The organism is Paenibacillus sp. P4_A9 (genome assembly GCF_056402415.1).
This window is the reverse complement of the sequence record NZ_JBFUHL010000005.1, coordinates 136,130-158,258: the sequence shown is the minus strand read 5'-3', so window position 1 is coordinate 158,258 and position 22,129 is coordinate 136,130. Positions and strand designations below refer to the sequence as shown.

Below are 22,129 nucleotides of genomic sequence, written 5' to 3'. Positions count from 1 at the left end.
ACTCTTTACTTTTCTTCAATCGTTATAGGTGTAAGAATAAATTGACCCGTATGACCTTCCAGCCTCAGCACCCCGTTGTCCTCTACTCGTCGGATCATAGTGTCCTCTCCGTCGATCTCCCTTGAGACCTTCCAATCACCTGGCTTCAAATCAAACACCCAGATCTGAACGAGCTGACTTTCGCTCGGAATTTGAAATGTGAAGGCTTCATTCAAATGGCGCCCCGTTTTACTGAAAATCGCAGCCTTCCCCATTAGGTGACATCCTACAACGAGATGATTAACAATCAAATCTGGCTTTACGGGTTCCGGTCCGCCTATATTTTCCATAACCTGAATCACATTTAGAAATAGATGTTCCTCAGCAGCATGGGCTGGACTAATCTCTACTCGCCAACTACCCGCCTCACTCTGCGGTTCTGTTAACGGATAATTTCGCCCACCCACCCAAAATTGTTTGTCCTCCCCTCCGACTTTCACTATGTGCAAATCCTCCTCGGCTGGGAGCAGGGTGTGATTAACCATTTTTCCGTTATACCCATATTCAGTACGTCGAACCACTGTCGTATTTCCGTTGATCTCAGGCTCCTCCATGCTATGCAGCAGCCAGGATTTCTTATAATCGGGCACCGTAGATACGAGCCTGTCAAACACAATCAGTACGGCCGGCCGCCTAACGTCATCAAGTGGCATAAAGGCAAAGGAACGGAAGTATTCCTTTACCTTGTCGGATGAATACGCCTTTGTCAGATTCCCTTTCAAGTAACTTAGCTCCGGTTTCTGTGGATCAGGACCTATATAATGCGCGTCAACATGAGCGGTTATGTTATGGAGGAATAAATCCTCAAGACGTTTGGGCTCTTTCCGATCATTCGGAAACCGTTGGCCGCCATCGTTCGCATGATTGTCAGCGAAAACTTCATTCGGATCATAGACCAACATACAATTATGAGCGATTGTGCGCCGATGATAATTTCGGACATGCTCCGAATTGTAACCAATTCCACGATAAAACCCGGTATCCACAGCGAGATCACCCTTGTAATACAGTTGAAAGTTCCCTGCGTCCAAATGCTGATGGTTGGCAAAATAATAAGTGCCTACCTTCATTTCCACCACGACATCAGGGGAATCCATCCCCATCTGCCATCCGGTTCTTGCTACCATCGTCCCAACTGGATTCCCAAAATAACGAGTTAATGGCAGGTCATCGGGAGCTTTCTCCTCAACATAAGGATCGACAAGGAGCAGGTCCAGTATGGGATCCACACTGAGCTCATCCTGATACATCCAATGATGTTGATATTGGAAATGCGTATTCTTATAGTAAGAAGCGGCATACGAGAAAAAAGTATCCTTGGTTAAGCTCTTCACGTTCGGGTCGCCGCTCGTATAGGAGTCACCCCCACGAATGAATAGTCCATCTGGACGCCGAATGTATATCCAATAGTAAGGAACTTGCTCGTGATCACGACTATAGACGTTGTCGTAACCCATCCGATCGAATAACAATATAGGAAACATTTCCCATTTATAACGTGTAGTCCCGTAAGAATCCCCTTGGTGATGCGTATGCGATTGATAGCTGAAATTTCGTGCCGGAACCATCTCATTAAAGAAAATCTCACACACATACCGATACATATCCGGCTTCTCGTCATAAATGGTAATCCCCGTGCCCAGCATATCACGCATGAGCATAGCTTCCCCGGCATGACCTGTTATTGAGCTTCCTGGAACAGGGGGATAGCCCGTTTCAAGCAATTCTGCCAATCGTTCGAATTGTGCAATAAACGCGTCACGTTCTTCTTTGGAAAGTAGCGGATAACACCAATCGTATACGATTGCACCCATTAACATTAAATTTCCAATATCCCGGGAGATATCTTGTTTATCCATGGGAAATACAGCCTGCCGCAGCACATCGATTGCAACGGAAATGCTTTTACGTCCCGCTTCTTCCTTCTCTTCAAACAAATATAGAAGCGCATTACCAATAAATATGTCCTTTGACTTAGTGATTTCATCCACATTAGCTTCCAAGCCAGAAGCATGTACATAATACTCCCAAATCTTCCGCAATCTTGGATGCTTGGCATGTCTGCGAATGCCCTCAAGATGCTGCTTTCTTATAAATAACCGAGGGTGCTCCTCTGATGGAACTGGAAGACCCTTCGGGCTAAATGCCGATGGCGGTATATCATGTTCATTGGACATGTGAGGGTTCCTCCTTAAACAATTTGAAGGAGGTCAATGATGCACCTCCTTCAATTCTTTTTATTACTGGATGCCCGCATTGGATTGCTTCCAAATGGAATCGTCTACGCCGATACCTTTGCGTGAACCGACAGATGCTTTTCCACAAACATTCTTATGCGGACTCTGATCACTTGTTATCGCATAAGGCACGGTATACGTCTCCGGTCCGGTTAAACGCTTTCGCTCGAAACGCAGTTCTTTATTGCCGGACTCTTCAGCCGTTTTAAACAACAGATCATGCGTCCCCGGAACTTTCAATTGCCCTTTGGTATTGTAGTAAGCATTGTAGTCCGCTTCCATATTCATAGAGGGGGAGGTCACTTCTTGGCCGTTAATCACCACATTACATCGCACATCACTCAACAAGGGGGCTCCGCTCAACCAATCGGCATAATCCTGCAAATTGATGATCGTGTTATAATACACCTCGATACTATGCGTTGCCTTGATCGGCTCGATCGCTGCCATGCCAGCATTGTAGATGAGGTTGCCGATGATTGAAACATGGTGGACGGATCCAGTGCCTTTCCCCGTATTCGTAGTAATCGGGAGCACATTATCAACCATCAGGTTATCCTTCAGCAAAATGTAGGAACGGACGCCATCCGGATTGCTAAAGTCAATCGCTCCTGGAGATCCACCCGTACCTCCAGCTCCGCCAAGTCCAAAAAATCGGTTGTGTTCAATCCGTACCCAATTCTCGCTTCCGACTGCGCCGCCGCCTTTAAGGTCAATTCCGTTTTCCGTAAATTCACTAAATTGCGGTTCATTATAGAAATCGTTATCCGCAATCCTCGTTCCTTCGTAGACACCGGGATGTATCTGCAGTCCGTCGCCTGCACAATTATAAATTTCATTGCGCAGAACCTGAGACCCTTTCACATTATTGCTTAATACAACACAATGATTGTCTTCTTTCGGCGAGACAATCGTATTGCGTATAACGCTATTTTGAAGGACGTTGTTCACGTTCGTCGCACCGTAGAAGCTTACCAGTCCGCCGCCTTCGCCTCCTCCATACACAAGAAGTCGGTTCAGAACATTGTCGGTTGCTGCCGTACCATCCTTAAAGATGACTAACCGAGTACGCTTTTGTGCAGGTTCTGTTACAACAATCCGATCGACGATCCAGTGATCAGCTCCATCAAAAACGAGCTTATTGATGATCGCCTGCTCCTTATCCTGCTGTTTCACAGGATGAGTTGCGTCACTCGGATTGCTCGGTTGATACGCACGAATGACCCGTTTCTCCTTCTCATTCCCACTTGCCGTTAACCGTATCTCTCCTAGATCGACATAATTGCCAGGAGCTACACAGAAAACCGTTTTGGCTGGATCATTAATCTGATTCCAATCCTCTTTCTTGGAAATGATCTGTACATGAGACTTCTGGGCATCACATGCAGGAATAGCAACTTTCACCTCAAATGTATCAACGGATGCATTAGGGGAAGTGGCACAGCCTGACATCAACATCATACATAGGAGTAATGTCACTTCCACATATCTTCTACAGATCCGAACCATCACTGCAGCTCCTTCGTATGCTTATTGCTTAATATATCGTTGATAAGCCTCGTTTTTAATTTTCAATACTTCATCAATTTTCAAACTTTTTAATTTCTCTACATATTTATCGTAGCTTGCCTCAACGGATTCCCCGCCAAGAATCCATTTCTGACTCATTTCCTCCACAAAGGTATTGATCGGTCCTTCAAGCTCTTTTAAACGTTTTTGTTCATCCAATGTGTAAGTGAGCTTCGGAACTTGCGGAATAATAAATTTGTTTTTAATATAATCGGTCATCCCTTTGGCTGCGAGCGGAGTCATCCACTGTTCTTCATAAGCGAACTCCTGAGGGAAACCAATTGACACTTGTGCGCCTAACTCATTCAGTTGTTTGTTAACCGCTCCAGAGTCCAATATGGCCTTCGTAAAGATCGGTTTACCACCAACCATCGTATATGTCTTTCCTTCGATACCATAATTAGCCATTCGTTTGCCCGCTTCACTAAACCAGAAATCAAAATATTTGACCGTCTCTACAGCATATTTATTGGATGTCGCAATCCCCCAACCAAAACTTGCGATCGTTTCCCTCGCACTGTATTCAGCCACGATTCCTTTCGCACTCTTTGGCGGAGTAATAGGTACGATGTTGATTCCGCTCACTTTATCCTTCAACGTATCGTTGTAGGTGGCCGTACTTGCAAACCAGTCATGGGTTGATCCACCTGTATTGTTGCCGAAGAGAATTTCCCGCGATTTATYTCCTCTGGTGAATGCTTCTTTATCAATCAGCCCTTCTTTATACCATTTTGCAATGTTGATCATGCCGATTTTATATTCTGGCTCATAGGCGCCGTAAGTGATTTTGTCTCCTCGGAGCAAATAGTTTTTATCCGTATCCCAAAGCGTTAAGAGATCATAGATTTTTGAGGGGTCGCGTGTGAAAAATGGGACTTCGTCTGCCTTCCCGTTTCCGTTGGGATCTTTTTCACGGAAAGCTTTCAGCGCTTGATAATACTCATCCACCGTCGTTGGTGCTTTGATACTGAGCTTATCCAGCCAATCTTGCCTAATAAACCAACCTCTGGCTGGATCTCCTTCAGGAATTTGCGGAATGAAATAAATGTTCCCGTCTGCGGAAGTCGCGAATTTACGTACGTCTGGCCGCTGCTCAAAAAATTTCATAATATTCGGCGCATGCTTCTTTAGTAAATCATTCAATGGGATGAACGCGCCTTCAGCTCCGTATTTATTGAAGTTGGACTGATCCGTAGACACGATATCGCTCACTTGGCCGGATGCCATCATGAGGTTAAACACCTCTTTGGGATCCGTCACAGCGCTGGACGTACTGCCTTTTAATTTCACATTCGTCATCTCAGCAGCTTTCAGAAATACTTCCATATCATCCTTAAAGGAAGCCGTTGTGGCCACCATATGGATGCTGAGCGTAATCGGCTTTTCAGATGCCTTCCCACTCGATATGGCGCTTGGAGCGCTTGGAGCCGCAGACACATTGACGGAAGCTTCCGGCGTCTTCTCAGACGACGAAGAGCATCCTGCAGCAACGCCAGCTAATAGCAGTGCAGAAACGACAGCAGGTGTAACTTTGTTAAATCCCATTTTCATTTCCCCCTCGAATAATTTGTAAACGCTTTACTCTAGCCCTTTATGGAGCCAATCATGACACCTTTTACAAAATACTTCTGAATAAACGGGTAGACAACAACGATTGGAATAATGGATACAATGATGGTTGCGTAAATAATCGTTTCCTCCGAAAAGGTAGCCATATCCACATTTCGCATCATCTCTTCCGTGGGCTTCATCTCAACAATCAATTTCTTCAACAACACCTGCAAGGGAAGTTTATTGTCATCTTTGAGCAAGACCATCGCCCAGAAATAACTGTTCCACTTACCTACCGCATAGAACAACGTAATAGCCGCCATAGCTGGCTTGGATAATGGCAAGTATATTCGCCACAATATTTGTAAATCTGACGCGCCATCCATCGTAGCTGCTTCCTCTAACTCCTCGGGAATCGATTGGAAAAAGCTTCGCAATATGATGACAAGCCATGTGGACACGGCGAATGCAATGATAAGTGCTAGGCGAGTGTTAATCAGGCCTAACGCTTTTAGGTTTAAATAGACAGGGATCATGCCCGCGGAAAATAACATGGTAAAGGCGATAAAGAATCCGATCGTTGTGCGTCCAATCAATCGCTTTTTCGACAGTGGATAAGCACCAAGTATCRTCAACAGCAAGCTGACGGCCGTCCCTACTACTGTATAAAAGACCGTATTGGCATAGGCGATCCAAATATTGTTTTCAGATAAGACTCTTTTGTAAGCGTCTAGTGTCAACGCTTTGGGAAATAGAACGACCCTCCCTGAGATGACCTCATCGGATGAACTGAATGAAGCGGAAAGCACATAGAGAAATGGATAAACTGTAGATATGGCAAGTAGTGACAACAGAATGTAATTGCAGATAACAAATATTTTTTCGCCTTTTGACTCTTTCATTCCATCACCTACCATAATCCGCTTTCGGTATATTTTTTGCTGAGCTGATTAGCAATGACGACCAGTACGAGTGATATCACCGAATTGAATAAATCAATCGCCGCCGCAATATGGTATCTGCCCTCCTGTAGACCCGTTCGGAACACGTATGTGCTGATTACATCCGACGTTTCGTAAGTCGCTGGTTGATACAGCAAAATGATCGCTTCATAACCGACGCTTAACAAATCCCCAATCCTGAGAATGAGCATAATCATAATCGTGGGTAATATGCCCGGGATGGTCACATGCCAAATTCGCTTCCACTTATTGGCGCCATCTATAACAGCTGCCTCGTATAACTCTGTGTTGATGCCTGATAAAGCGGCAATGTAGATAATGGAACCAAATCCAACTTCCTTCCAAATGTGCATCGAGATGAAAATCTGGCGGAAATATTCTGCTTTCACCAGGAAATACTGTTTTTCAAAACCAAGCTTATCCAGTCCGATGTTGATCAAGCCATTCTCTGGCGCTAAAAAGTTCGTAACAATTCCGGCGATCACGACCACCGAAATAAAATGCGGTAAATACGTCATGGATTGCACCGTTTTTTTAAATACCGCATTCTTCACTTCATTGAGTAGCAGTGCCAGAACGATTGGAGCTGGAAAACTGAAAAATAACGAATACACACTAATCAAAATCGTGTTTTTTATCGTTCTGAAAAAATAAGGACTGTTGAAATACGTAGCAAAATTTTCAAAACCACTCCATGGACTTCCCATGATTCCTTTAAACAAGCTGAACTCTTTGAAAGCAATTTGCAGACCGTACATCGGTGCGTATACAAAGACGATGTACCACAAAATAAAAGGGATCAGCATCAAGTACAACAGTTTGTTACGAACGATATTCTTTTTGTAAACCGTCATCCTTCTCGTCTTGGCTGGAACGAGTTGATGGTTGTCTAGTCCAACCTCCACTTCCACAGGTTCACCCTCATTCCCCTATCCGTGATCAATTCCATCACCTTCCGTATTTGAAAATGCTTTCATTCTTGCCGGCACAACCAACATTAACGGGTTACCTATCTCGAAGTAAATGGTCAGTTTTCAAATCGTCACCATTATTCAATTTTTAAAAAAGCGCATACATTTGAGTATGCGCAAGTAGAGGTTATTCAGGGAATTGCTTCGCATAAAGACCTGGAGAAACACCTTCATATTTTTTAAACATGCGGATAAAGGTGTTTGGATGATTACAGCCCACCCTACCAGCGACTTCGTGGATTTTCAGATGGCTGTTATTTTGTAACAAATCTTTAGCAATTTTAACGCGATACATATTCAAATAATCTTTAAAATTTTCTCCGGTGTAATTTTTAAACAAGATACTGATATAGGCAGGAGAAGCATTGAATTCCTCAGATAAGTCGACCAAGGAGATATCCCTTTGGTAATTGTCATGTATAAATGTCATCATACGATCCGACATGGATTCGTCTACTTCTTCATTTTTACGATGAACATGATCGATAATGGCAGCAAACATGCCCAACACCGTATCCTTAAGTCCTTTTTCTATACCGCTGCTTTTCATTTCCTTTAGTAAATTCGTCCCCTGACCAAACAAGCTTGCTTCTGTTTCGTTTAATTGTTGCAGAATTCTTCGAAGGGTGTTATACAAACTATGGACTAGTTGGTTCTGCATGTCTCGGCCAATTTCCCGCCGCTCTATATTTTCCTGAAATATGTGATAAATCAGCGCCTCCAATTGTTCCTTTTTACGCTGAATAACCATATGAATGATATCTCTTTCTAATTCGAGCGGGTAATAATATTGATTATTATTCACCTGTGTATACTCATCGTAGGTCAGTATAGACTGCCTATCCAAGGCCGAGTGATCCTCGAGCATAGAGGTTGCAGTATGAAATGACTGCTCCCACTCCCGAATATTAGCCGCTGATTGCCCAATAGACACGAGCATAGAAATGCCGTACTCCTCATGAATCTCATACATAATTTGACTCATAGATTTCTTGATTGTCCCAGTGGCTGTTTCATCAACAAGAAACACATAATTGTGGGTTCTATTTTCAAACCATTCCAATTGCGGTGAGATCAGCAATCGAATACGATCCACAACTTGATTCTCAATTGCCGCTAACTCTGATTTGTTTAAGTTCATGGCCATATCTTCACCGGTCCAACGAAATAGAAGGATTGAACCACCTCGTGCCAACCATTCCAAGCCATGCTTTGACGGAGTTTCGTTCAGCTGCTCCTCAGACAAGGCACCATAGGCCAAATCTCGTATATACGTTCTTTTCCAAACCTTACTGTTCTGCAGCATAGCCTTTTCCAATTCATCATTTGAACTTTGTAAAGTGGAAATCTTTTCTCGAATAAGGAAAAACTCATCCTTGCCACCTATTTCGCTAAGATTCCAGATCGAGGACACGACATGGCGAATTGGCTTGTAAATTTTACGTGATAAAATAATTGCCGCACCAAAACCTAATAGAAGCAGCAATAAGTAAAGGGTACCTGCTTCCCAAGTAATGCTTTTGATTTTGCCGATGAATGGATGCATTGGTGTTATATAAAAATAGGCAACCTCGTCAAATAATGCTGAACCTGTTGAGTGAATATGAAAGGAACCCGTTTCTGTTTTTAAATAACTAGACACTTCGCCGATAAACTTATCGTCCGACAACAATCCACGAATTTTCTCCTCGCCCAGATCCGATTTGGAAAGCATAAGTTCTTTGTTCAACAGGAACCCGATACCTGCTTGATTTGCCATCTGCCAATCAGAGAAGAATAGTTTTTCTGCGAAAGTAATAATAAATGTAATTTCCGACGTGTAATCCACGGTTTCTTTCTTGATGATTGTAAAGGAATTTCGATCTGGCAATGCCCCAGGATCTGTAAGTACGTGGCGAATAAATAACATATCAGTTGTAGACTTTGTTAAGAAATAATCCTCAATCTTTTGAAGGTGCTCGGATGTAAATCCCATTTCCTTATAATACGAATCCGTATCAATCGTCTTATTGGGTGTAATAACCAGCCCTGCCGATTTTTCCATAACATCAATCTTATATCCGAAATTATTAAAAGCGATCGTGCTCGATTTCAATCGATTGTAGACATTATTCACATAGTAGTAATTCTCAGAATCCGCTGCGTATTTAATAATATCATCGTTACTCTTTAATTCTTGAATCAGGTTCAGAGCCACCATAAATTTCATATCCATTTGAGACCTAGCTTGGTGAATGAAATTCCGTTCTTCCCCCTCTTGCTTGACCTCATGAATTTCGTTGTTTTTGTACAACCAAACTCCAGCTACGATAAAAGCATAACCAGTCGCAATCAGAAAAAAGGCAATAAACAACTTTTTCAAGAATGGTGTGTTGTTCATGAGCTCCCCCCTTTTTATGCTTTGAAAGCGTGACCATTTCTCTGTATATTAGTCTGACTCATCGGTTAAGATAGCTTACTTTTCATGCCTGTGTAAATGCACATTATTAAAAAGATCACCGAAATTAAAATTGGCTTACCCAATCAATTCGCCAATCCCCCTTGCGAGTCCTGTGATTGATTAATTAATATTTATTAATTTAACGTTGTACTACAAATGAAAAACCCGGATAGCACTGTCAAACAGTACCTCCGGGTTCTTGCTATGAATGACTTTAACTATCAGTTCGAAACTGTTAAATTGTCAAACTGAACAATCTTGTTGCCCCCGAAACCGATCTTACCATCAACAAACGATGAATCTATTCCAGTTGCGATTAATGTTGTTCCAAAGTAAACGCTAATCGAGCTTCCTGACTTGACGATTTTGATTGGATATACGCCGTCACCGGAAATTAAGGATGCTGAGAAATCGGCCAATTGCGTCGCCGTTCCCGCAGCTACCTTGAACAAACCGTGTGTCGTTGACGTATTCGACTCGCTGAAGTTCACAAAGTAGTAATTGTTTACATCCTGATAATTGAAAATCATCGAGAAATTATCCGTCGATCCGGAGTTGTTCTTCGCTTTACCATCGGCAAGCATCGTAAAATCACCGGTTACTGACGTATTATGAAGGGAAATATTATTGTTTGGAGCCGTGCCGGTTACTGGCGTGTTAAGCGTGTATCGAGCATCTGCAATACCCCACGTACCGCTAACTGGAGTCAAGTGTGACGCATCTGATCCCGTTTGGAATGTTTCGCTAATTAACGTCGAGCTGTTCGAAACAGTTACGGAAACAGCCGATGATGTCGTCGTATTGCCTGCGGCATCGCGTGCTACAGCCGTTAAGGAATGCGCGCCGTTACTAGCACTCGTCGTGCTCCAGTTTATAGAGAACGGAGAGTTGGTATCTTCGCTTCCCAAATTGACACCGTCCAGTTTGAATTGAACGCCTACTACGGCGACGTTGTCACTTGCATTCGCTGAAACGGCAGTTGTCCCTGATACCGTCGATCCGCCTGTAGGAGCTGTCAAGCTTACAGTAGGAGCAACTGTATCGCTGCTGTTGCTAACCGTTACAGACACGGTGGAAGATGTCGTCGTATTGCCCGCGGCATCACGTGCGACTGCCGTCAAAGAGTGCGTACCATTGCTCACACCTGTTGTGTTCCAGTTTACTGTAAATGGAGCGCCAGTGTCTTCGCTGCCGATATTCGTGCCATCTACCTTAAATTGAACACCAACTACACCAACATTGTCACTTGCATTTGCTGAAACRGCTGCCGTACCCGATACGGTCGATCCACCTGTAGGAGCAGTTAAGCTTACCGTAGGTGCAACAATATCGCTGGCGTTGCTGACCGTTACTGACACGGCGGTAGATGTCGTTGTATTTCCTGCGGCATCACGAGCGACTGCCGTCAAAGAATGCGTTCCATTGCTCACACCTGTTGTATTCCAGTTTACCGTAAAGGGTGCGCCAGTGTCTTCGCTGCCAATATTCGTGCCATCTACCTTAAATTGAACACCAACTACTCCGATATTGTCGCTTGCATTTGCTGAAACAGCTAGCGTCCCCGATACAGTCGAACCGCCTGTAGGAGCTGTCATGCTAACCGTTGGAGCAACCGAATCGCTGCTTCCACCGCTGCTAGTTAGCGTTGCACCTGCATCCGTTTGGGCGTAAGTGTTGTCATCAACACCCATTCCTGTACGGGAGCCAACCGATGCGCCTGCGCACAAATTTTGGTGTGGGCTAGATGAGCTTATGACCGCAGTAGGAATCGTATAGTTTTGTGCACCGGTAAGCAGCTTATATTGGAATGTCAGGCCGGTGTTGTTCGATGCAGCCGCAGTGGATCCGATCACATCATGCGTGCCCGGGCTCTGCAGTTGACCTGCTGTGTTGTAATAGGCATTGTAGTCCCCTGTTGTGCCGCTTGCAGGCGTATCAACGTCTTGGCCGCTAATAATGACGTTGCACATGACATCCTGAGAAGTAGGCAGTCCATGCAGCCATTTGCCTGCTGATGCCACATTTACGATGGTATTGTAATAGACTTCAATGCTATTCGTATTTTTGATCGGTTCAATAGCCGCAGCACCTGCGTTATAAATCACGTTACCAACGATGGACAAATGATGGGCCGAACCGACGCCGCCACCCGTATTCGTCGTCCACGGAAGCGGATTGTCGAAGAAAATATTGTCTTTGAACAAAATGTATGATTTGACGCCAATATCGTTACTGAAGTCGATGGCTCCAATCGACCCTCCACTGCCTCCAGCACCCCCTAGACTGAATAAACGATTCCCTTCAATCGTCACTAGATCTCCAGTCGTGCTGCTGCCGCCGCCTTTAATATCGATACCGTTCTCCGTGTATTGCACAAAACTTGGGTCATTGTAGATGTCGTTGTTCGCAATTATCGTTCCGTTGTAAACGCCTGGATGCAGCTGAATAACGTCCCCTGCACAATTATAAATTTCATTGCTAATGACTCTTGTGTCCTCAGCATCATCCGACAGAAGCACACAGTGATTATCGTCGCCTGGACTGACAATCGTGTTACGGACTACGCTGAGCTGCAGTGTATTCCGATCGCTTCCGCCACCACCATAGAAGCTGACTTGACCACCTCCGTCTCCACCGCCTTCAATAAGCATCCGGTTCAAGACATTATCTGTGGAGGCATACGAGTTGTGAAAACGGACGACATTCACCCTGATCTGATTAGGCTCTTTCACATTCAGACGGTCGATAACAACATAATCGGCGCCTTGGAATACGAGTTGCTTGATGATCGCACGGTCGCCACTGCTCATCAGAACAGGGTGCGTGTTATCGCTAGGGTTGCTCGGATTGTAGTATCGAATATACCGTTTGGCCGAAGATGTCCCGCTTGCYGTTAAGTTGATCGTGCCTTTGGATGTGTAATCGCCTGGCTGTACACAAAAAATTGATTTCGAAGGGTCGTTGATCAAATCCCAGTCCGTATTGGAGCTAATAAATTGCACTTGTGAATTTCCTGAATCACAGGCAGGCACAGCTACGCTTACTTCATACGGACTACTGGCTTGCGCTACATTCTCGTTAACGGGTATGCCGATCAACATCATCGTTAACATCATGACCGACATAAAACCGGACAACATTTTTCTGTTTTTAATCAAATTTAATAACCGCCTTTCGTAAATTGGTTTTACTCTCGTTCGCCCTTCGTTGAACAGCCTAATACTTTTCACAAAATGAGCTTCCAACTCCTCCTCAGCTTCGCAAGTTTTAGTAAGCGCTTACTCAATGCCACTTAACTTTACTTTTTCGACCTCATTGATGTAAATCTTCATTTTTCAAATCATCACCAAGGGTTGATTCATGCTTGCACAAACGYCGAAAGTCCATGATCATCACAAATAAATCGTCAAACCGTCATAAGCGACTAGGATACCATCGTTGCCGTATTTATGAGCGAGCTCGTCATGAGTTGGTCCTCCCTGATGAGAGAAATGCGTAACGTAAACCTTGGTATTCGGAGTTTTTGCCCCGATCTGCTCCATGCGATCCAGCATCATCAAAACACCAGCATAATTGAGATGGTTTTTAAACTCATCTGTATCCGTCTTTGTAGCATCCATAATAATAGCATCGAGCGTAAATCCAGTTAACTCGTCCCAAACTTTTTCCCGATAGAGACCTGTATCGCAAGCGTAAAGCAAATTTACTTTGCTATCACTGATGACAAAGTTCATAGCGTCACCGGATTCTTCATGATGCGATGCGGTTAATGACTTGATCTTGTAAGGTACCAACTCAAAATGTTGATCTGGACTGATGACATGTCGTGTCAAGTCGAGTGCAGCATCATTGGTTTGCCCGAGTAGTCGGAATACAGAGTCCCCTGCAACCAGATGCAGCGGATAAATGGCCGAGAATTTACGTAGGTTTTTGCTCCTCAATAATAAGTTGTTCCCATAGAAATGGTCGACGTGGCTGTGTGTAATCAGATTGTATTTGAGCTCGACGAGCGAAATGCCGTACATACCACAGGAGGCTGGCACATCGGGCCCTAAGTCTATTAGCAAATCAGAATTGATGATGACAGATTGTCGTTTGCGTACGTTGACTCCGCCATATCTTCTTGCGTGCTCACATACCCTACAGTCACAAAAGGGAGAAGGAATTCCCTCAGCAGCACCTGTTCCTAAGAACGTCACTTTCATTGCACTCAGCTCCTTATCACTAGTTACTAATACGTTAGCGCCGATGCCCTTTCTCGTATATAAGCTCTTTTCAAATCATCACCATTATTCAAACAGCTACTCAAGGCATTATTTTTCTTACCGTAGACCTTGAACCCTAAAGCCTTGTAAAGTTTTTGCACCACTCTTCACTGCCCGTCCCTCGGGGAATAGCAGACGAATTCAGACCAATCCCTTTTCATTTACCTTGAGAAATCAAATAGCCCTACGATTTATCGTAAGGCCTAATTCCATTTGCTATATATTCAGTTTGAATTCAATAAACCAACCTACCATCTCTAAACTTTACAACCCGCTTCGCCTGCTCCGCAACCTGCCGATCATGCGTAATCACAATAATCGTTCGTCCCTGATCATTCAACCGCCTGAAAATATCCATGATCTCTGCACCTGTCTTGGAATCCAATGCCCCCGTAGGCTCATCCGCCAAGATAATCGGTGGATCGCCAGCCAATTGGCTACGCGCTGCTGTTGCCCACCAGACAGCTCCGAAGGAAAGTGCTTCCGACGATCTAGCAGATCAACCGCTTCCAACGCCTGGAGTACCAGCGGCTCCCGCTGTTTCCTCGATAGTCCTCGATAAATCAACGGTAACTCCACATTCTCGTAAGCACTTAACCTAGGCAGCAGGTTAAAGCTCTGGAAAACAAACCCGATCTTCCGATTCCGAATCTCAGCCAATTGTGAATCCTTCAGAGAATGAATCTGCTTCCCATCAAGGGTATAGACACCTTCGTCCGAAATGTCCAAACAGCCGATGATATTCATCAACGTGGACTTCCCAGAACCCGACGGCCCCATAATAGCGACAAACTCACCCTGCGCGATGTCCAAAGAAATGTCATCTAACGCCCGAATGGTCTCTCCGCCCATATAATAAAATTTACTAACATGTTCAATTTGAATTAAGGCTGTCATTGTCTTCGCCCCCATTATCTGAAACCAAATAAATGAAGTCTGCGATTCAATTCTTTTACCGCTTCGCCTTATAAAACTCATGATATAGCTTCATCAGCGCCCGCTTCTCTATTCGCGAAACATACGAACGCGAAATCCCCAGTTCCTTCGCAATCTCCCGCTGCGTCCGCTCTTCCCCGCCTAACTCCAACCCAAATCGACCAACTACAACTTCCTTCTCGCGGTCGTCCAATATCTCTAGATTCCTATAGATTTTGCTCTTCTCAATCTTCAGCTGTACCGCATCCACCACATCGTCTGCCTCGCTGCCGAGGATGTCGATCAACGTAATCTCGTTCCCCTCTTTATCCGTTCCGATAGGATCATGCAAGGACACATCTTTCCGCGTTTTCTTCAATGAGCGCAGATGCATTAAGATCTCGTTCTCAATACAACGTGCCGCAAAAGTTGCCAGCTTCGTGCCCTTGTTCGGCGAGAATGATTCAATAGCTTTGATCAGACCGATCGTCCCGATGGAGATCAAGTCTTCCAAATCTTCGCCCGTATTATCGAATTTTTTGAGGATGTGGACACGAAGCAACGTAAAATTGCATGGTCACTTCGCACCCAGCTACTGGGCCTAGCGTATCTTTGCCTTGAATACAAAAAGCCACCCTATGGTGGTTAGTCACAAGGTGGTCCGTACTTACAATGCCTCCTACCGAAGGTATCAATTAGCATTTTAACTTACTCGTCCAGATCCAAATATCCCTTACCTTTCTAACTGCTTGCCACTCTTCAGCGTTTTGTCCCAATCTGCTCTAGCCAAGTATACATTGGATTTGCCGCCCTTGTCGGAAGAGAACAGGATATGCCGATCATCCCGGGTAAAGAGAGGATGCGGATGCGACATCTGGCTGCGCCAGGAAGTGCCATGTGCACAAAGAAGGCCGACTTCTATCGAATCCCCTTCGTATTTCAACAAGGACATATAGTTCCCACTATCCTTCATCACTTCGCGAATATGCGCACGATCGCCGACCCCCATCGTCTCCTGGTAGTTCATCTGTACATGGGAAGGCCGGGTGTAAGGGTAGTAATATCTTCTCTCGTTCGAACCATCTGTGTTTATGAAAATATCGCCATGTAACAAAAATTCATCGCCGATCCGCTCCCTAGATGAATACTGAGCGCCAACCCTTCCGCTGGCAGTAAAAAATTCATGTCCGATCCGTTCCAACCCTACCTTCTGATCCACTAATGGATACACCTTGTCATGGTCTAAGCGCGCCGTCCACATTCTCTGAACCTGAAGCCATGGACCTTCATGGCAAAACAAAACTATATTCGGATCGACCGGACTTATATTCACATGAGAGATATACTGTCCTTCTCCCCATACCACATAGGGAGCTTTTCTATCAATATCAAAGCGGATGACTACGCTCCTTGGTCTGCGGAAGTGTTTTTCCCTGTGTGTTGAATAGGTACCACCACTATCCGTACAAAGCTCCATATGCTCCACATACGAAAAAGCGAGATATTTCCCAGCATCGTCTACAGATAGATCGCTGGGCGTAAAGCCACGTGGAATTTCCATAAGCTCTTCGGTTTCCAGGTTATCAAGGCAAACGCGCATCAGCGTGCGGTCTGTAAAATAATAAACAATATGATTCCAGGCATCGAGTACGGAACTGAATGGAATAACCCCGTCATGATCGGTAATTTGCACCATTTGTCCATCATTGAATCCTAATGTGTACAGTTGCATCGAACCGGAGCGGTTAGAAGCAACTAAGACGTAACTATTTTCACAATCGATCAATGTTTTGGTGAAATAGGGATGATACGTATCACCGGAATTGTCGGTGAGCTGCACCACTTCGACGCCGGTCAATTCATCTTGCTTCTTGGTCATCGTTGAGTAATAAACATCGCCTTTCAACACCAATCACTCCTCGTCAATGATTGTATAACCTGATAACATTGCTAACATCCTGTTCATCGTATCGGCTTCGATTCCGGCAAGCAGGACGATGCCAATGCCATGCGGATCGTTCGTAACTACCTTAAGGTCATACTTGTAATAATCAGGGGAATACGAGTATTTTGATCCGCAGCATACGCCATGGACTGATCCATTACCCTCGAAGGCATGGCTGATCAATGCGCTCCACGCTTTACGTACGGCATCGGCGTAAAGCAGGGGCTTATCTAGCCAACCGAAGCGCACACCTCTCGCATAGGCATAAATAAACATCGATGTGCAGGACGTTTCTTCGAACGAGCCTTTATCCGTCAACACTTGATGCCACAAGCCATTCTTCCCTTGCTGAACAAGTAACCCTCCAGAGAAATCTCGGAAGAAGGCAAGCAACTCTCCTCTGTCCGGGTGGTCCTCCGGCATGATCTCCAGCAGCTCTGACAAAGAAAAAATAACCCAACCGTTCCCACGTCCCCAAGGTATCTGATTAGCCATATTGAATTTGAAATCATAGACATGAGACATCAGTTTTGTGTCGGGGAGATACAAGTATTTCTTAAAAAGAAGAAACTGTCTTGCGGCTTCATCAAGCCATTTGCGCTCTCCTGTCAGCTTGTAGTATCGACACAAAAAAGGGGTACTCATGTATAAGTCGTCAGCCCATAATGTATTTTCCATGTAATAACCTTTGGATTCACGATAAAATGCACCGTCATCCTGCCGCTCTTGCGTGTTGGCCATATAATCGGCGATGATATGCGCCAGCCTGATAAAACCTTCATCTTGCGCTTCTTTATTTGCCTCCAGCATCGCACTGCCGATTGAACCGCAATCGTCCAACATCTTCAGATCCACCAGCTTCGTGTTAATCGCTGGATACCCATACTGCTCACGATCCCACATCGAGTAGCTGTACATCGTCGTACACGCATTTAGATGTTGAAGTACGTATCGGACCATATCATTGCGAGCGAGCTTTCTGCCCGTCTGAAGAAGGCCGTACAAAGTCACGCCAATCGGATAGTTCCATCTTGCGTAACGAGCATTGTGTAGGTAAGGTCTGATCCAAACGCCTGGTCTGTCTATCCGCCAGTAGGTATGACTGCTAGATTCCTGTAATGTACCATCCGCTTCAAACAAACTATACATTGTTTGCAGCTGCTCTGGGACGATACCTTCAGCGCGCTCCATCGGTCCTAGGTAAAACCAACATTCATCCGTTCCTTTCACGGGATATGGCTGACTGAATGCATACGCCTCGTCTCCAGTGGACACTTCCAGTGTGAAACCCCAGTCTCTCCCCCCACAAGCTGACTCAACCAACCAATTGTGTTCCCCATAGGCGAGATTAATCTCATACTTAAATGGCCCTTCCGTCTCGGACATTGCGACTAGTTCGCTGTTAACCCAGATGCGCATCTTGCCTGCTGACCATCCCTTTAAAGCGAACCGATTCCGGCCGGGGAGGACAGAGTTCCCTTTGGCCCAAGCATATGCCACCTTATTCGGGTGGATACCGAATATTCTTGCACAGTTCATCAGCGACTGCTGATCAGCCGTTCGCGCCTGAGAAGGAAACCACCGGATAGAGGAGTCCGATTCGGATCCTTTCACATCGGGGAAGTTCGTTTCTCCGAACTGTTCATCATCTTGCGGCTCCGAATACAACCAACCACCACAGTCGTATCGTTCAAGGAACGGGTTCATAAAATCTAGTGGAGTCGAATGGCTGCGGTTTGAACCGAATATACAACCGAAACCGGAAGCAACTTTGCGGCATACAAGCAGGAAAGCATTCCAACCCTTTTGCAGCTGTACTTCCACGATCTTACGTGTATCTCTATTCACTTCTTCGGCTACACTCGATTTATATATTTGCTTGCCATTCAGCAGCAACTTGGTCGGACCATAACAATTGACAGCTGTTTCGACAGACTTGGCGTTGTCACTCCAAAGCATGCATAGCGCAAAAGCATATTGACCTAAGGAAGCATCTCGATGCTTCTCGTGCATATTAAAATCAAATCTGCCATCCTGCAGCTGCGGGATTGAAAGCCTGCTATAGCATCGGAATACGAACGGATGAGGGGGATTATTCGCTATATAGGCGCCTGCTATCGTTTCGAGGATGGCGTCCGTGTCCTGATCTGCCATCTTATATGTCATGCTAGCTTCTAATTCAAAATACCGATTCATTCTTTCTCCTCCTTCCGCCTTAAATAGAGGTTTCATTCGAATGAGAGGTACTGTTGTGCAAGTAGCCGGCAATGAATGCTGCCTGCTGCATTTGGATGTGCGAGACGTAATGGACATGATCGCTGTACAACGTCTTGCCATCACCTAGACTTTGAGTAAATCTGTACAAATCTATGGATTTGACTCCAGCAGCCGCCATAATCTGATCGGCAACTTCATTATATTGAGTGACGTCGCGATTGAACCGTACAAATTTCTTCATCTGCTCCTCATGGATAGAATCATCCACAGGCGTGGTTCTCGCCCAAACAATTCGGATATCGAGAGGTTGCATGAGTTGTAAAATTGCCTGCAAATTAGCTCCATATTTATCCAATGGAACTTGCAACTCGCCAGTCGACGAATTTCGTTTGATATCGTGCAGCCCGCAATTTAGCAACAATATGGAATGATCAAACAAGCGATTAGAGACGAGATAGGATAAATATTGAAGAACCATGCCGCTGTCCCCACCGTTTGCGCCTCTCATCGCGTTGGGGAGATCTTGGTTTTCGTTAATTGAATGCTGATCCTTCTTACGATCATAAATGATTTCACTTTCCAGCATTTTCTCCAAATAGCCCCCGTAATCGATCGATATGCTGTCCCCTAAAACGAACAATTTATCCAACATGACTCCTCCTTTCAAATGCCCCGGTACACGTCCTAAACCTACCTCCTCTGACGGCAGTTTTAATGTTCTGTTTGTTCGCGATATTTACCAGGTGTTATTTGCTCCGAACTTTTGAATGAGCGGATAAAGTTTCCAGAATTGCTAAAATGCAACTTCTGCGCTATTTCGCTAATCGTCATATCCGTTTCCCGTAGCCATCGTTTGGCAATGCCAAGACGAACTTTAGCAAGATACTCGCCGAAATTAATGCCCATTTCCTGTCGAAACACACGGCTAACATAGACGGGATGATAATTTAACCTTTCTGCGCAGGATTCCAATGTAAGATTGGTCTCAGCTTCGTTGTTAATCATCGTACAGACCTCTTTGGATATACGGTGATGCGCCTTGTCTTTTTGCTCGCTAATCACCTTGACTAATGGCGCGATCAGCATTTGCATAAACCAACTTTCGATTTCCGGAATCGTTTTAATTTCAAACAACCGTTCAAATAACGAGACCGTTCCATCGTAGGGCATAACACCCCCTATTTCCTGATGTAGACGAAGCAGGTCGGTTAGAAGCCTCGCCACAAAGATTTGGTAATCCCGATGATCGGCCGCATTCTTGTATATCTCCTGAAGAAATACGTTAAGCTTCTGCCTGATCTCTTCCTCATGGCCTAGTTTGATCGAATCGATCAACTCATTTTCCATCTGCATTGGAAAAATCGGGGGCAGTTCGCGGTTGGGTTGAACTTCGTCGAAGAAAAGCAGCGATTCTTGCTCATAGCGAATTCTGTATTTTAGTGCCTCCAACCCTTCCAAATAAGCCTTCGGTATTTCCTTTAAGTCTGTATGAACCCTGCTAACTCCGATGCTCAATGGCAATCGCAAAAACTGCCTCACCTTTTTCTGAATGTCCATCGCCCGTTCAAAAGCCAAAAGCCGAGCCTCCTGGGAGTCTTCACCCTCACTACCCATGATCAACACTTGCGACTGGTTAATCACAATCGACTCGAAGCGCTCCTGCGACGGAACAATCTCACCTACGATATTGCTAATCGCAAACATCAGCAGGTAGCGATCATGCTCCGTGTAGCTGGTGCCTTCAAGCGTATCAAATTCGGATACAAGTACCACATATTGCTTCAGATTCGTTGGGTAATTGTAGCTCCTCATCATCTCTTCAATTTCATTGCGGCGCCATTCGCCTAATATCAACTTGGTGACGAAAAACTGCTTCAATTGATCGCTCATTTGTTGCCGTAAGTGAAGCAGAGACTTCAATTTTCCGCTGATAATGTCAATCTCGCTGCCTTTGTCCGAACCCGACACTAAATCCCGGAGCACTCCGTACCATCTCTTGATTGGCGAGTAAATAACCCTTGAGCTGTAGAGCGACACCAAGATGGTGAGAATTAAAATTCCCGTGCAAATATAAATCGTATATCGGCCAATTTCCCTTGAGTCCATTGAAATGTCATCCAACGAAATAACCGATAAATACAACCAATTGTTGTAGCTCGAACGGTAGGGAATAATAACGGACGGCTTGCCATTCAGTTGAATAGCAACTGCCTTATCATTTTCCAGATTGGCTGTTTGCGCCACAATAGATTCGAGTGCACCATGTAAATGCTCATCCGAACTTGTTCCAGCTACAAACTTTCGATTTTCGTCCATGATGAACATTTCGCCAAACTCTTTATTTTTTGCAAGGATGGCATTAAGATCATCAAGCGAAATATCTACGAGCAACAATGCAATTGGATTAGCGGAGTGTAGTGGCAGCCTTTCAACGACCGTGACTGACTTGTCGGATAGGTAATACCGATTAAATTGCTGACCGACCTCCGTATAGCGAGAGAAAAGCGCTGGATCCGAATAGTACGTAAAACTGCTAAAGCGGCCCCCGCTGCTGATCAACCAATTTTTTTGAAGATTTACAAGCACGACATCTGAGATGCCAAGTTCATAGGACTGCATAAAGGAAATTTCCTGCTGAATTTGCCCCACAGCCTGAAAGTCGTGTTGGGTAACGGCTTTGTTTAGCGTCTGGGTGACCAGCGTCGAGTACATTAATTGATTCATCATCTTATCGACCAGACTTAATTCCTTCTCCGTTCGAAGATGAATCTGAGCCAATATCAAATCGTTGCCACGGATCACTTTCTCTTTTATCGAATTGGAGGAGATCACATAGGAAAGTAACCCCAGCGTAATAACCGGAATGGCACCCAGCAATATACTGATCGCCAGCAGCTTGGTAAAGTATCGAGACACCCCAATGTTCATGCGCTTTCTTCGCGACCCGTTTAAATACTTCATTGCTACTCCTCCGTTATGACGACTGGGGTTGCCTCAGATAGACGGTACAAAAGAAAA

General features: G+C 44.9%; 12 protein-coding genes and 2 pseudogenes. All 14 read right to left on the bottom strand.

Going from position 1 to position 22,129, the window contains the following annotated elements:
• Positions 1–5: 5 nt before the first annotated feature.
• A complete protein-coding gene (hepB, locus tag AC1DVJ_RS07130; RefSeq protein WP_477589462.1) occupies positions 6–2,216 on the bottom strand; it encodes a heparin/heparin-sulfate lyase HepB in 2,211 nt (736 codons plus the stop codon).
• A gap of 63 nt (positions 2,217–2,279) precedes the next feature.
• A complete protein-coding gene (locus AC1DVJ_RS07125) occupies positions 2,280–3,761 on the bottom strand; it encodes a hypothetical protein (RefSeq protein ID WP_477589460.1) in 1,482 nt (493 codons plus the stop codon).
• A 45-nt stretch (positions 3,762–3,806) separates the two neighbouring features.
• Positions 3,807–5,390 carry a type 2 periplasmic-binding domain-containing protein gene (locus AC1DVJ_RS07120; RefSeq protein WP_477589459.1) on the bottom strand — a complete coding sequence of 528 codons (1,584 nt, stop codon included), beginning with the start codon at positions 5,388–5,390 and terminating at the stop codon, positions 3,807–3,809.
• Between the two features lie 38 nt (positions 5,391–5,428).
• The gene (locus AC1DVJ_RS07115) at positions 5,429–6,298 is read right to left on the bottom strand and encodes a carbohydrate ABC transporter permease (protein WP_477589458.1); all 870 of its coding nucleotides are present in this window, start codon (positions 6,296–6,298) and stop codon (positions 5,429–5,431) included.
• Positions 6,299–6,306: 8 nt separating this feature from the next.
• Entirely contained in the window at positions 6,307–7,269 is a 963-nt protein-coding gene (locus tag AC1DVJ_RS07110) for an ABC transporter permease (RefSeq protein ID WP_477589456.1), read from the bottom strand.
• Positions 7,270–7,456: 187 nt separating this feature from the next.
• On the bottom strand, positions 7,457–9,709 hold the full coding sequence (locus AC1DVJ_RS07105; protein WP_477589455.1) for a helix-turn-helix transcriptional regulator: 2,253 nt from the start codon (positions 9,707–9,709) through the stop codon (positions 7,457–7,459).
• Positions 9,710–9,990: 281 nt separating this feature from the next.
• Positions 9,991–12,927 carry an Ig-like domain-containing protein gene (locus tag AC1DVJ_RS07100; protein ID WP_477589453.1) on the bottom strand — a complete coding sequence of 979 codons (2,937 nt, stop codon included), beginning with the start codon at positions 12,925–12,927 and terminating at the stop codon, positions 9,991–9,993.
• A 234-nt stretch (positions 12,928–13,161) separates the two neighbouring features.
• A complete protein-coding gene (locus AC1DVJ_RS07095) occupies positions 13,162–13,974 on the bottom strand; it encodes an MBL fold metallo-hydrolase (RefSeq protein ID WP_477589451.1) in 813 nt (270 codons plus the stop codon).
• Between the two features lie 295 nt (positions 13,975–14,269).
• Positions 14,270–14,931, bottom strand: a pseudogene (locus tag AC1DVJ_RS07090) (ABC transporter ATP-binding protein).
• Positions 14,932–14,986: 55 nt separating this feature from the next.
• A pseudogene (sigK, locus tag AC1DVJ_RS07085) lies at positions 14,987–15,508 on the bottom strand (RNA polymerase sporulation sigma factor SigK); the annotation flags it as partial.
• Positions 15,509–15,682: 174 nt separating this feature from the next.
• Entirely contained in the window at positions 15,683–16,855 is a 1,173-nt protein-coding gene (locus AC1DVJ_RS07080) for an oligogalacturonate lyase family protein (RefSeq protein ID WP_477589450.1), read from the bottom strand.
• A gap of 6 nt (positions 16,856–16,861) precedes the next feature.
• A complete protein-coding gene (locus AC1DVJ_RS07075; RefSeq protein ID WP_477589449.1) occupies positions 16,862–19,090 on the bottom strand; it encodes a glycoside hydrolase family 88/105 protein in 2,229 nt (742 codons plus the stop codon).
• Positions 19,091–19,109: 19 nt separating this feature from the next.
• Complete coding sequence (locus tag AC1DVJ_RS07070; RefSeq protein WP_477589447.1) at positions 19,110–19,760, bottom strand: SGNH/GDSL hydrolase family protein; 651 nt, start codon at positions 19,758–19,760, stop codon at positions 19,110–19,112.
• A 62-nt stretch (positions 19,761–19,822) separates the two neighbouring features.
• Complete coding sequence (locus AC1DVJ_RS07065; protein WP_477589445.1) at positions 19,823–22,072, bottom strand: helix-turn-helix domain-containing protein; 2,250 nt, start codon at positions 22,070–22,072, stop codon at positions 19,823–19,825.
• Positions 22,073–22,129 lie beyond the last annotated feature (57 nt).